Annotated in this window: 10 protein-coding genes and 1 tRNA gene; 4 read left to right on the forward strand and 7 right to left on the reverse strand. The window is 54.0% G+C overall.

The window, feature by feature from the left end:
- The 7 genes from Q0835_RS16645 to Q0835_RS16675 all read right to left on the reverse strand — a co-directional run bounded on the left by Q0835_RS16645 (position 1) and on the right by Q0835_RS16675 (position 8,607).
- Positions 1-1,227, reverse strand: a complete 1,227-nt coding sequence (locus tag Q0835_RS16645; RefSeq protein ID WP_298963096.1) for a tetratricopeptide repeat protein — start codon at positions 1,225-1,227, stop codon at positions 1-3.
- Positions 1,224-1,439 carry a hypothetical protein gene (locus tag Q0835_RS16650; protein ID WP_298963098.1) on the reverse strand — a complete coding sequence of 72 codons (216 nt, stop codon included), beginning with the start codon at positions 1,437-1,439 and terminating at the stop codon, positions 1,224-1,226. The genes Q0835_RS16645 and Q0835_RS16650 overlap by 4 nt, the downstream gene beginning before the upstream one ends.
- On the reverse strand, positions 1,432-2,700 hold the full coding sequence (locus Q0835_RS16655; RefSeq protein ID WP_298963100.1) for a hypothetical protein: 1,269 nt from the start codon (positions 2,698-2,700) through the stop codon (positions 1,432-1,434). The genes Q0835_RS16650 and Q0835_RS16655 overlap by 8 nt, the downstream gene beginning before the upstream one ends.
- A 166-nt stretch (positions 2,701-2,866) precedes the next feature.
- Positions 2,867-4,477 (reverse strand): glycosyltransferase, encoded by a 1,611-nt coding sequence (locus tag Q0835_RS16660; protein ID WP_298963102.1) that lies wholly within the window; start codon positions 4,475-4,477, stop codon positions 2,867-2,869.
- Positions 4,477-6,066, reverse strand: a complete 1,590-nt coding sequence (locus Q0835_RS16665; RefSeq protein ID WP_298963104.1) for an HlyD family efflux transporter periplasmic adaptor subunit — start codon at positions 6,064-6,066, stop codon at positions 4,477-4,479. Before Q0835_RS16665 ends, Q0835_RS16660 begins: the two co-directional genes overlap by 1 nt.
- Positions 6,067-6,340: 274 nt before the next feature.
- Positions 6,341-8,236 carry a DUF4114 domain-containing protein gene (locus Q0835_RS16670; protein WP_298963106.1) on the reverse strand — a complete coding sequence of 632 codons (1,896 nt, stop codon included), beginning with the start codon at positions 8,234-8,236 and terminating at the stop codon, positions 6,341-6,343.
- Positions 8,237-8,517: 281 nt separating this feature from the next.
- Positions 8,518-8,607: transfer RNA gene (locus Q0835_RS16675), tRNA-Ser, on the reverse strand.
- 756 nt (positions 8,608-9,363) lie between these two features.
- On the opposite strand from Q0835_RS16675, the gene Q0835_RS16680 reads away from it, so the two are divergent.
- The 4 genes from Q0835_RS16680 (at position 9,364) to Q0835_RS16695 (ending at position 13,613) form a co-directional block, all read left to right on the forward strand.
- Positions 9,364-10,482 carry a septal ring lytic transglycosylase RlpA family protein gene (locus Q0835_RS16680; protein WP_298822579.1) on the forward strand — a complete coding sequence of 373 codons (1,119 nt, stop codon included), beginning with the start codon at positions 9,364-9,366 and terminating at the stop codon, positions 10,480-10,482.
- A 147-nt stretch (positions 10,483-10,629) separates the two neighbouring features.
- Positions 10,630-11,763, forward strand: a complete 1,134-nt coding sequence (locus tag Q0835_RS16685) for a D-alanyl-D-alanine carboxypeptidase family protein (RefSeq protein ID WP_298963248.1) — start codon at positions 10,630-10,632, stop codon at positions 11,761-11,763.
- 93 nt (positions 11,764-11,856) lie between these two features.
- Positions 11,857-12,543: a dTMP kinase gene (tmk, locus tag Q0835_RS16690; RefSeq protein WP_298963109.1), complete on the forward strand. Its 687-nt coding sequence runs from the start codon at positions 11,857-11,859 to the stop codon at positions 12,541-12,543.
- On the forward strand, positions 12,543-13,613 hold the full coding sequence (locus Q0835_RS16695; protein ID WP_298963112.1) for a DNA polymerase III subunit delta': 1,071 nt from the start codon (positions 12,543-12,545) through the stop codon (positions 13,611-13,613). The genes tmk and Q0835_RS16695 overlap by 1 nt, the downstream gene beginning before the upstream one ends.
- The last annotated feature ends 106 nt before the right edge of the window (positions 13,614-13,719 follow it).

Here is a 13,719-nt window from a genome sequence, read left to right on the forward strand (position 1 = left end):
TTAGCCCTCCGTCTTGCTTTGATTGGGTTGGGGTGAACGCTCGATAACCGTGAGATTTGCCTCATCGGTTTTTTGAATTTCCTTCAGGAGACGAGCGCTGCCTTGATGTCCTCGGTCCGCGCCTTTGCCTGCGAGTTCCAGGGCTTTCGTCCGGTCTTGCGGAACATGTTGCCCAACGGCGTAAAGCCTGCCGAGTTCTTCCATTGCACCTGGATGTCCGACATCAACACCACGCTCGAAAAAGTCGACTGCCTCTTGGCTGGGCAATCCGTAGACTTCCCTCAAATGCAGTCTGCCAAGCGCGGTAAGTGCTCCGCCATGCTCAGCCTTTGCTGATAACCGCAACCAATTGAGGGCGTTTTGAATGCTGTCCTCATCAGGGTCGCTAGCCAGGATCATCTGGCCCAAGTCGTGCATTGCGCCTGCATCCCCGAGATCGGCGGACCTCAAGAACCAGTCTTTCGCCTGTGAAAGATCTGCCGGCAAAAATTCTCCGTCACGGAAGATGCGGCCAAGCGTCTTGGCTGAGCTAGCAGATCCGTCCCGAGCTTTCTTTTCCAGACCCTCGATTGCTCTGCTCGCCCAAAAGGCGGCTCTTTCCGGGTCGGCAATGGTGCCGTATCTGCCAGTCAACAAAATACGAGCATAGTTGATGGTGGAAGACGGATAACCGTGAATGGCAGCCTGTTCGTAGTGGTCAAACGCTGCAGGAAGGTTTCGCTCGGTGCCGATGCCACGCTCATAATGCTTGGCAAGCTGTACATGCGCCTTGGGATAGTCCCAGACCAACGCCTTTTTGAACCACTGCAGGGCTATCTCCGCACAGCGCTCCCCTGAGGAACGCTGAAAAAGGCGCCCCAGCTCATAAGCGGTTTCACCCCTGAAGCTGAAGGAATACCGAACTGCTTCCATAAAGATCAACCGAGCCTGTGCAAGGTCCGCGTCAACGCCCCAGCCGTTTTTGTAAGCCCGGCCCAAGTGATAGAGCGCAACTGGGTGTCCATCATTGGCAAGCTGCGTAAGCAGGTCCGCTGCAGCGTCCCATCGTCCGACTTTCTGCAGTCCACGCGCTTGCTTGATCATTTCATCTATTGTCGGGTCGATACGCTCGGACTTGACCTTCGCCGGTACAACATCGCCGGAAAGGGCAATCGCACCTGAAACGCCGAAAACTGTGCCAAGCAGCATCAGTTTCCAGATCGACAATCTCTTGGTGGTCCTGGTCATTTTTGCATCTCCGGATCAGCAAAGCGGTCAAAGTTTCCGGTGCAGGACTGGCATGACATTGCGTTTGATCTGTCGAAAAGCCATTCGACTTTTTCTGGCACCAGGTGGTCATCGTCTTGACCGGCAACGAGAAATGAAACAGTTGCGGCTCCGATCATGAAGCCGGTGAAACCGAACATCAGATCGCTCATGAGATTGAGTTTCTTACCCATTTTTCCGCCTCCAGATCCGGCAGGAGCTGCCTTCCAGAAGCGTCAGGGTTCCTTCGCTGTGGCTGTTCTTGACGTCATTGCTGGAGACGGGACACGCCAGACCCTTGCGGCGCCCGATCGCTTCGGCCTTGTGCTCGCCGCCACTGCTCGTCAAAAGAACAAGCTCGCCGACAATCTTGCGCGCGGGATCAGAACCGAAATGATAAGCGTCGGTGAAATTGTTCAACTCCCGCGTGAATGGGGCGTCGAAATCAAAGTCGACAACCATTGCCAGTTCGGACAACCTCTCCCTGAACTTGTGGTTTGCTGTCGACAGTCCGAAATCGGAAATCCTGCGCTGCATTTCAGCAATGGTCGGAGGGATCAAAAAAATGAGTTCGACGTCATTTTCGGTGCTCCAACGAGCGATTTCCTCAACCTTCTCCCAGAGATCGTCCGATTGCTTGAAACGCCTCCAATCAGCGGCTCCGTTGGTTCCGACCTGTTTTGCAAAGAGCTGAGGAAGATCACGATCGATGGTGATCTCCGGCCAGTATCTGGCCCAGTGTCCAAACCCGAGGCCGCCATGGCGATGGATCGCCGGCAGAACGAGTGTTCCGTTCGGTGTGGTGAGAACGCATTCGTCACAGAGCGCTGGATCAAGCAAGGCTTCGACACTCAGCATGTCACGCCCGCCGAACTCGGCAGCGTTCGCGCTTTGGACAGGCCAAAGGGAAATGTCGTTCAATGACGTGAAGACAGAAGGATATCTGTCCTTCAGAAGCGTCCAGCCGGTTTTGGCGACAAACCAGTTCGTGTAGTAGGCGAATGGATTGTTCGCTATCGAAATTGCTTCTGGAACACGGTTCATGCCACCTTTGAAACGCGCATCCATGCTGCGCAGGGGCAGGCTGACAATCAGTGTTTCGAGTTCGACGTTGTTCCGCAGGTAGTCGAAAGTGTCGTAGATTTCGTAGACGGTCGCACCGCCATAGGCAAAATTGTAGACATCGTTGCGCCCCAGCTCTTGCCAATAGCGGTCTTGCAGTGCTCGAGCGCGGCTGTCGCCCAGGACAACCGTTGAGGCCTTGATGCGTGGATACTCGATCATTTTGTAAAGCGGGTAATGCGCCTTGACGCTGATTTCCTGCTTGTCGAGCCCCAGGTCGAACGTTCTGTTGTGATCATAGGCGTCAACAACCGTATTGAATGCAACGGGACCAAGGGCAACGATGCCGGTTAGTGCCAATGCTGCGGTGTAGACTTTCGGTCTCAGTTTCATCTGAAGGCCTCCGAATTAAGTTGCTGCCACTACAGAAACAAAACTCAGGCCACTTTCGAGCGAGGCAAAAAAAATGTTATTATTCAAAATGTTATTGGATCGTTTGCAATTTGCAGCCCTGTTTCGCTTTCGGATTTGAAAAGGGCAATTTGCATTTTGGGAAACGTCAGGACATCGGTTGAGGCGATGAAAACCCGAGCACGTTCGTGACCATGCCACTGCTTGGTGGATCGATGAGCCCGGCCATCAGACAAACGCCGACAAACAGCATTGTGACGTAAAGCACCGTCAGATAACTCGCCATCAGGTTCTGCAATCTAGCGATCAGCCCATCTCCTTCACCGGCGCGTTGGTCACCCCGATTGGACCAGCGCTGCTTCGACAGGCGGAAGATGCAGTAGACCTTAACGGAGGCATTGATGAGCTGGTTGAAATAGAGAATGAACGGATAGCTGAGGTCTACCTTTCGTGCGTAGCCATAAAGGAAAAGCGACAAGAGCATGCGCGTGATGCAGATGAAGACGACATAGCCGAAAATGTAATAGGGGTCGTACAGTACCGATGTGCAAATCGCCAACACCGGACTGACAAGCATCGTCCACATGGAAACCCTCTGGTCCAGAAGGCACCACCAGATGAAAAAAGGCATCCTGTGCGGGCCGAGGGCGAGGGCGCGCGCACCGTTGCGCAGCATGTTACCTGACCAGCGGCGGAAGTTCTGCACCATCCGGTCCATACCGGAACCTTCAATGACCTCAACGGTGTATCCCATCGCATCGGGCACGTAGAGCATGCGGCATCCTGATTGAAGCATGTAGTACCAGGTGCTCTTGTCATCTCCGGACAGAAATCTGAACTTCCCCCAGAGCCAATGCTCGAGATGGTCCGCCTCCAAAAGCCGGATAAACTTGAGTTTCAAAAGATGATTGGCACGAAAGACCGACATGCGGCCGGTTAGTGTCAAGACGCGGCCGGACAGCGAGTGTGACTGCATGGCCAGACGCCTTTGGGCAAAACGCATGGTCAGCCAGTTGGCAATCCACCTCGGCCCAATGCAAAGCACTTCCTCATCCGTCGTACATGCCTGCAAATCCGGATAGAGCTTGAACAATGGCAGACAGGCTCCAACTGCGTTTTTGGCGAGAATGAAATCTCCGTCCATGAAGATGATCAGATCATCCGCTTGAACATCGCCGCGGCTCATCGCTCTCAAGACCAGACCGATGGCCAGTCGTTTGCCGGGTTGGTTCTGTCTCACGATGTGCAGGGTTACATCCAGATCAGACCACTCTCGCTCTAACAGTTCAGAGATCAGTTCCTCGTCGAAACGGTCGCCCGACCCGAGCCAGATGGTACCTGGAACACCCGCATCGCGAATTTCCCGACAGATGGATCTGATAACCTTTTCAGTGATGTCCCGATGTTCCTTGTAGGTTGTCATCATGAAATGAAGGTGCCGTGGCCGCCAACCATCATCCCAGACCTTTCGACCGGCATCCCGCATGGAAGGATAGACAAAGCGACCATAGATCCATGCCCTGACGGCGTGGGTGAACCACCAGCCGTACCGCCAGATGCCGAGCAGCCCGATGACGAAAGTTATTTCCCGGGTTGCCGGACTGAAAAAGACATTTTCAAAGGTTGTCAGACCGATGAAACAAAGTCCGAAATAGAGCGTGATCTGAAAGATCGAGAAGGGTGTCCACTTCGCCCAGCCTCTGGGACGGTGCGTGATTTCATCGACGTCGTAAGGGTTTGTGATTTCGCGACTGTCCATCAGATCGCCTCGAGGATCTGTTGCGCCGTGCGAAACACCAGATTGTTTCTGTATCTTTGAAAATAGACGGTCGCCGGCGTTCCGCTGGCGGGCAGGTCACCGGAGACCTGGGAAAGGGTCACCTTTGCCGACCGGGCGTCCGGCGCACGGAAACGATGCGTTTCCGTTACCTCATCAACGAAACCTGCGGTTCTGTCAATCGCAGCGACTTCCACAGAAATCCATCTGTTTTCGGTTGGCAGGAAGAGATTGGCGGGGCTGCCGATGCGAACCTGTGCCGCTTCTTCCTGCGTCAGAAATGCCGTGACGGTTTCCGCACCGGTTTCTTCGAACACCAGCAGCGGTTCGCCTTGTTTTAGGATATTTCCCGAGGCAGCAAGGGTCTCGACAACGCGTCCGTTGAAAGGAGCCACGATTTTCTGGTCGGTGTCCTTTCCGGCCAGCTCCGTTTCCAGATGTGCATAGTGCCCCTGAAGCGCCGTCAAACGGGCTACCTTCGCCTTCAATTCAGCGGTTCGCCCGGCAAAACTGTTCCCCGTAAACAGGCGGACACTTGCGCCGCCGTCAATCAGCTCCTTGAGCTCCTCAATGTGTATCTTCTTACGCTCAAGGTCCGAAACCACCGATTTGACTTCAAGTTCAGCTGCCTCAACATCATCGGTGCGCACTAGACCTTTTGCGGCCAATCCCTGGACACGCTCCAACTTGAGCAACGCGTTGTCTCTTGCAAGCGCCAATCCGGACAATTGAGATTCTGCCTGGCGAACATTGTTCCTCGCCACCAGCTCATACCCCTTTGACCGACGCTCTTCTTCTTCGAGCATGACTGTTGTTTCAGCAAGTTCGGCTCGGGTTTTAGCCAGATCCGATCTGACACGTTGTAGGTTGGCGTTGTGACCCGTATCCGCCATGACGGCCATCAGAGCACCGGCTGCGGCCTGCGCACCCTGACGATGGCTCAGCTCCAGGAGACGTCCGTTGAAAGGAGCAGAAATCTCGATCCGCTGCGCACTGATAACGGCAGACTGAATTTCAAGGCGGAAGAGCGTCGCAAACACATATATGCCAACATAGCCGAAAACCACTGCACCGAGCACAAGGTAAAAGCAGGACATGACTATTTGCCTTATCGGCCAGCGTCGAACGGGAATATCGTTTGCGGGATTTGGGTCGGGTTTGACAGGAACAGGCGTTACCGGTGTGTCGATGCGCACGATTGTATCAGCAACATCGGTCATCTTGCCGCGAACCAGGTCTTCGACAAAATGCTGCATCAAAGCAGTTTCACGCTCTCCCAGCTCCGTGAAACGAAATGCCAGCTGATTTGCATCCTCGTGACGGCGCACTACTTCGGCTTCAGCTTTCAGAGTGATATTGAAACCCTGAAACGGCAATGTGCAGAAAAGCGTGTGGTGAGAACCGATATCCGGCTGGTCACCAGAAAGACCGGAAATCCGGCATCCACCAAGACCCCAATCAACAGCATCAACAGTCTGCTCGCCAAATGTCACGCGCATCGGCGCTGTCACCCGGTAATGCAGCCTCTGGCTGGGTCTTTCGTGAATAATCTCCAACTGAACAGTTCCCATTGGTTTTCCGATGACCGTTACAACGCAAAAGGAATGCCAATTGGCTTCGTGGAGATGTGAGTATTGAATTAGGTTTAGGAAGCTTATATAAGATACTGTTTTTGCTTAATTTTTGATTGGAAGTGGAAATCCATGTTCTTGTCGGTTTTGCAAAACTGAAATTCGTTGCGGCCGATGGTTGTTTCTCGTTTTTCAATTTTGCAAATGAACAGACAATCTGAACAAGAAGGAAACCGGATCGCATTTGCCAAAATGCAATCCGGTTCAATCACCTTTAGAAGATGAAGCAGTTGCTATCGAACAGGGACGTGACCGACTGATTGTCGACATTGTTCAATGTGCAAATGTCCTGGTAGGTCCCGTTGTCCTGAAGATCCACCGAAAGGGTCGTATCTCCATCAGCACTCGTGGATTGCAAACGTGCCAGGAAGGTCTGGTCATCATCCCGACCGGCGAGGTGGCTGAAATCCAGAAAGTCGAGACCGATGGTGAAGTCCGTGATCTCATCAACACCGACCAGGTCATAAGTTCTGAACACGAACGTATCTGCTCCGTCGCCGCCCGTCAGCGTGTCACTGCCTCTGAGCGAACGGATCTGGTCGTTGCCTGCGCCGCCGTCAATCGTGTTCACGCCGGACGTTCCCTTCAGGATGTCATTGCCGCCACCTGAGACAATATTGTCGACAAAGTTCAGGCTGTCGGTTCCGATCTCCTGTCCATGGGCCCGCTTGTTGTGCAGCAGGATCGACAGATCGACGTCAAAGTCGGAATAGTCGACCGTGTCATTGCCGCGACCGCCATGGATGTAGTCATTGCCGGCATCACCGTAAAAGACATCGTCATCATGACCGCCGTAAAGCTTGTCGTCCTGATGCCCGCCTCGCAGCTCATCGTTCCCGGCGCCGCCTTTCAATATGTCTTCACCATAGCCTCCGATGAGTACATCGTCGCCGGATCCGCCAATCAGACTGTCGTCGCCGGTACCGCCATCAAGACTGTCATTGCCGGTTCCGCCATTCAGATCGTCGTTTCCGGTTTCGCCATAGAGCGTGTCGTCTCCATTGTTGCCGTTGAGGTCATCGTCATGTTGGCCTCCGTAGAGGACATCATCTCCGGAATTCCCATAGAGGCTGTCATTGCCGGAACCGCCGTCGAGCACATCGTTTCCGCTGCCTCCGTGAAGGGAATCATGACCATTGTTGCCATAGAGTTGATCGTCGCCTGAACGGCCGTGAAGTTCGTCCGCTCCGGAGCCACCATGCAAGACGTCATTGTCGGTCCGTTCAATCACGACCGGCTGGTCGCCGCCATTGCCTTCAGGGTCTGTCCCGCCATTTTCCTGCTGATAATGCGCGTTGAGAAGCAAGGCGTTGGCCAGACCGATATCAACCGTAAAGACGCTGTCGTCAAAGTCACGGTCGCCACCATTGAAGAGATCTTCAAAGCCAAGTGTGATCGTGCCTTTGTCCGTCTTCAATACACCTGTCGTGTGCAGGATGTTGTCCGGATTGAGCCCGACCGTGTCACCATGGGCGGCTGTGTGGTAGGGATCATATTTGATAAGGGTCTGAGTACCGTTCTGATCAAGGTGATAGAGCCGCGGACTGTTGCTGTTCAGCGTTGCCGCTGACCCGTCGGCATTCAGGAAATGCAGTGAACCGTTTTCCAGATCGAGACCGCTGTAACCGTTGTTGCGGCCATATCCGTTTGAAACGATGAAGAAGGCAATCTTATCGCCCGCTTGCACATTCAGATATTCCCGGGACTGTCCCTGGATCAGGCTGCCGCCGCTGCCCTGCAAGGACGCGTTCGGCCAGACAAACTCCACATCATAAATGGTCCCGTCGTCGGCGACCTTGTAATAGCCGAATGTGTTCCGGTAGCCGGCGGTTTCGCCTTCAAACACAACTGACACCGGATAATCATCGGTGATTTCCATACTGGTGACCTGAACCAGGTTCGGACCGCCGGATCCATAAAGGATGTCGTTGCCGTTGTTGCCGTAGAGCGTATCGTCGCCGGTACCACCCCAAATCTCGTCATTGCCACCTTGGCCGGTCATGAGATCGTCGCCAAAGCGTCCGGACATCACGTCCGAATGCCTGGTTCCGTTCAGCACATCATTTTCATTGGTCCCGATCATGGGACGCGTTGCGGGCAAACTTGCCATTTTTCTCTCCTTTGTCTGACTCGCCGAAGCGATGGTCAACGAAGGAGTTGCAGGCACCGGGCCAACCGGACGGAAACAGGAATCTCTATTTTAACAAGTAAAAACAGATAGATAGAGATCTGTCATTTTAACCTTGTTGAACAGATTCGCGAATTGGAAAGTTCAATTTTCAATTTGGAAAAAGACGGAGCACAAACCAGACGATCACTCGACAGCAGTTTGTTTGCACTTCAAACCTGACCCGAAAGGACAGGTGTTCAATTCAACATTTATAAGAAAAATGGCGGTGAGGGTGGGATTCGAACCCACGGTACGCTCTCACGCACGGCGGTTTTCAAGACCGCTGCCTTAAACCACTCGGCCACCTCACCATTTGCAGCTGCGAACCATGTTGGATGCGCGGTTGCTAATTCCCTTTCGTCGGTATTGAACGGAAAGTCAAGGCCGTGTTTCAGCTTGAATCTGCTGAAAGCCGAAATTCGTGTGGAAGGAGCGCTGAGGAGAACGGAGATCCTTGGCATGTTCCGGTCCCGTCGCTTTCAGGGGTAGGGGCAGGACGTGCGACCGGCACCGGAACATAACCAAGATAGAGGCCGCCGGTCCGGTGTCGTGGGCAGGGTTTTGAACCGGCGGCCGAAGCTGGAGGTGGGGTCCAGCACTGCTGTGACAGGGCGGTCATCAGCAATGAGTTCAACCTAGGCGGATTTGACAGGGGTGGATGTGATGCACATCACAAACTGAGTGTTTGACATTTTTTCCGTCACTGTGCCTGGGGCGCAACACACATAACCTTCGGAAATCCCGAGATTTTTCCCATATATTACAATATGTTACAAAAGCGCCGCGAAGGCTCTGCAACCATATTGGCAATTTATGCGGTGCAAAGGCAGATTTCACGGCGAAAACTCCCTCGACTGAGGGTTTACTTTGAAGTAACACGTTTGAGGTTTAACAGGGCATTCGTGGGACGTGCAGCGGGGGCAGTGTGTCATCACGGGGACTGATCGACGAGATCAATCAATATGCTTCAAAACCGGCACAGCTGATAAGCGCCGGGTAAAGCGCGTGAGTTGCGGGGCCGCCAACGCGTCAGTGAGTAGGACGGCAGTATGCAAGGGACAGGCGAAATGACCTGCAAATCAGCGGGATCGTCTTTAGGGGTACCTGAAAAGGATGACCGTCCGGCCAGATCAATCTGGTCTCAGGTTTGCGCCGGGTTGGTGACCCTGGCAGCTGTATCGGCTCTGGCCGCCTGTAGTTCTGCCCCAACCGAACAAAAAGCAAAGTTCAGCCCCAAGAAATATGGTGTGAAAGCCAGCCCGCGGATGGTTGCGCAAGGCAAGCCAGTACCAAAGGGCGGTGGACGCTATGTTGTCGGCAAGAAATACAAGATTGCCGGAAAATGGTATTATCCGAAAGAAGATCCCAACTATAGGAAAACCGGACTTGCCTCTTGGTATGGCCCGACTTTTCACGGCCGCAAGACGGCCAATGGTGAAATCTTCGACAGGAATGCTCTTACGGCCGCGCACACGACGATGCCGCTTCCTTCTTATGCCCGCGTAACGAATGTCGCTAATGGGCGGTCAATGATTGTTCGTGTCAACGATCGCGGACCTTTCCATGGAAACCGCGTTATTGACCTTTCCGAACGTGTCGCAACCATGCTCGACACCAAAACGTCCGGCGTTGGCAAGGTGAAGGTCGAATATGTCGGCCGTGCACCGCTCCATGGGCAAGATGAAGAATACCTGATGGCGAGCTATCAGGGTCCAGGTGCCGTACAACCAGGTGCAACACGTCCAGGCACCTTGCTTGCACTTGCTGAACCTCAGGCAACGCAGCCGGTCGTTTTCAGTGGAAGCGTTCCGGCGCCAGGTCCAAGACCTTATCTCGCCCCCACAACCGTCACGGCTTCACGCACCTTCCCGGCACAGCGGGTTGCCGTCGCCTTTGATCCTGCAATTGCTTTTGAATCCGGCAATCAGACGATCAAAGTTGCGTCTAACAACAGCTTTAAGCCTGTTGAATCTGCTTATTCGCCATCAGGTGCACCTGCAGCCGGTACGCTCGGCGTCTTGCGTGTGCCGGCACCCGCACAGCCGACAGGTCTCGTTGGCGGCAGTGCAATTTCTTCATTTGCTGCAAACAAGCGGATTTCAGACGCGCACGCAGCACTGACGCATGTATCAGGTCAAGGTCTGACCATGCGCCAACTGGCAGCCAATACTCGAAACGGCAACTAGCTAGGACACCCGGCTGGTGTATCACCAGCCGTTTTCCGCTTGAGACCGTTTTGCCCAAAAAGAGCAAACGGAATTATGTTGCTTAGGCTCATCCAGACCTGTTTCCCGAATCCGATACGTTTTCCCTTTCAAGCGCTTGTACTTGCATTGCTAGGAATCCTGACTGGTTTTCCGGGCACTGTAAGTGCGGCTGAAACAATCGTCACGAAGGCGCCGATGGCGTTTTTGTTCGAGCCCGGATCCGGAACAATTCTCTTTGCAAAGGAACCGGACAAGCCTTTTGCGCCTGGAGCGCTGGTCAAGGTCATGACAGCTGCAACAGTCTTTAAAGCGCTGAAGGACGATGAGCTCAAATTAGAACAAACGTGCAAGGTCAGCGAACACGCCTGGCGCAGCGGGGGCGCTCCGTCCGGACGCGGCGCAACCATGTTCGCAGCCATCAAGTCGGAAATCTCGATAGAAGACCTTCTGAAAGGTCTTCTGGTCCACAATGGCAACGATTCGGCGATTGTTCTGGCTGAGTGCCTTGACGGCTCCGAAGATGCCTTTGCGAAGCGCATGACCGATCTGGCTCAATCGATAGGAATGACGAACAGCAAATTCGCCAATCCCACCGGTTATCCCGAAGTACCGAGCCAGACCACTGTACGCGATCAAGCGCGCCTTGGAGAATACATCGTCGAAGAGCACGATGACCTCTACCCCCTGTTTGCGATACCGGAATTCACCTGGAACAAGATCTTTCAACGCAACAAGAACCCGCTTCTGGGCGAAATTCGCAATCTCGATGGACTGGGCGGAGGTAACGATCCCAACGACGGCTATTCCGGCCTTGGGTCGGTTGACAGAAACGGCCGGCGTGTCATTGCGTCCGTCGCAGGTCTGACTTCTGACAAACACAGACTTCAGACTTTGAAAGAAGTCCTTGAAGGTGCCTGGGACTATTTCATCATCAAAACGGTGTTCACCGCCGGTGAAACGATTGCCGACGGCCGTGTCCATGGCGGCGTGGAGAACACTGTTCCGCTTGTGTCTACCAGCGACATCGATGTGCTGTTGCCAAATGGCGAAACACTCGAATATCGCATTCGTGTCGTCTACGAAGGACCTCTGCAAGCGCCCGTGGAAAAAGGAACCCGGGCGGGCGAAATCAGGGTTATCGGCAAAGACGGTATTGTCTATCGCGCTCCGGTCGTGACCGGGCAATCTGTTGCTGAAGGCACGCTTTTCTCTCGTGCTATAGACGGATTGCAGGAGTTGCTGTTCGGCTGGATCGGATAATTTCAGCCGACCCGTCCACACACTTCAAATTTGCTGTTAAAAGACCACCGAAGAATATTTCACATCGACACAGTCTGTGGAGCCGGAGCCAAGGTGGCAGGACACTTTATTACATTCGAGGGCGGTGAAGGGGCTGGCAAGTCAACTCAGATTGCCCGTCTGAAGACCTTCTTGGAAAGCTACGGAACAAAGGTTGTGGTGACCCGGGAACCAGGGGGATCTCCGGGCGCAGAGAAAATCCGCGCACTTCTGCTTTCCGGCGAAGCCAGGGAACTCGGCCCCAGAGGTGAAGCCATGCTCTTCGCGGCCGCCCGTGCAGATCACGTCGATACGACCATAAGACCTGCCTTGGAGCAGGGAACCTGGGTGTTGTGTGACCGTTATGCCGATTCAACGCGGGTTTATCAGGGGGAAGCCGGTGTTGATCCTGACTATCTCAAATTGTTGGAAACCGCCGCTGTTGCAGGTGTTTATCCCGAATTGACGATCCTGATCGATGTCCCTGCTGAAGTGGGCCTCAAAAGGGTTGTCCAACGCTCTGAGACGGACGCCAGTGGCGGACCTGACCGTTTTGAAGGCGAAGCGCTCACGGTGCATGAACGCAGGCGGCAGCTTTTTCTGGCCCTTGCAAGGGAAGAAGACTACCGATTTGCGGTTATTGATGGTCAGCAAGATGCTGATCAGGTGGAAACAGCTATCCGAGGCGCCGTTCTGAACGCTTTCCAACATGAACTTGAGCAAACCGCAACCGCCGCCAATACGGCGGAGGCGGCTTTCTGATGGCGCGTAGAAACGAACCGTTAGAGTTGCCTGAAGTTGATGCGATCTCAGGGTATCCTTTGCCCCATGAACGAGATCGGCTGATCGGGCACTCAAAGACCGAAACAGCCCTCCTGGAGGCCTATAGGTCCGAGCGTTTACACCATGCCTGGATCCTCAGCGGACCAAAAGGGATCGGTAAAGCCACGCTGGCTTTTCGGTTTGCCCGTTTCGTCATTGCAAATCCTGACCGTTTCGGACCGTCGGTAATATCCGCAAAAGATCTGTCTGTGCCAGAGGACAATCCCGTTTCCAGGCAATTGGCGGCAGGCGGCCACCCGAACATCCTTCATTTGCGCAGGCCCTGGGACGAAAAGGGAAAACGGTTCAAATCCGACCTTCCCGTTGACGAAGTCAGGCGAACCGTTTCGTTTTTCGGCACCACTGCCTCTGCAAAGGCCTGGCGCATTTGTATTGTTGACGCGGCCGACGACATGAACATGAGTTCTGCCAACGCCTTGCTGAAGATACTGGAAGAGCCACCGGCGCAATGCCTGTTTCTGGTTCTAAGTCATGCGCCGGGTCGTTTGCTGCCGACAATCCGTTCGCGCTGCCGCAGGCTGGACCTCGCAGCACTGTCTCCAGAAGAAATTAGAAGTGGCCTGGAGAATCTTTCACCTGATCTTGTTCCATCGTCGGGCGAGGATCTGGCAGAACTGGCCGCGGCTGCCGACGGAAGCCTGAGGTCGGCGATTACGCTTTTGTCCGGCGACGGACTTGCGATCGCCAAGGGCATGAAGAAACTCGCAAATCAGGGTGCTCAGATCGATCTCGCGGCCGTTCACGCCTTGGCTGACGTCGTGGCAGCACGCGGGCAGGCCGACAATTGGGAGAGTTTCCAGCACATTGCTCTTGCTTGGCTTCACGAGCGCATGCGCCAGGATCTCAGTTCCAACGTTCGAAACGCATATGGATTTGTTGAACTCAGCGAGAAAACACACCAGGCAATACGAGATGCAGATGCACTCAATCTCGACCGGAAACAGGTCGTTCTGGATTTCTTTCTTTCTCTAAGGGCGGCATCTGGCTAACGAAATACGTCCTCATCTTGCCGTTTGCAGCGCCAAGTATCGTTCGTAACCATTGCCAATTCTGCCTCTTGGGATCTTGCCTGTTTCCCTGTATCAAGGCCTGCTG

Source organism: uncultured Roseibium sp., assembly GCF_947499295.1.
In the GTDB taxonomy this organism is placed as follows: Bacteria; Pseudomonadota; Alphaproteobacteria; order Rhizobiales; family Stappiaceae; genus Roseibium.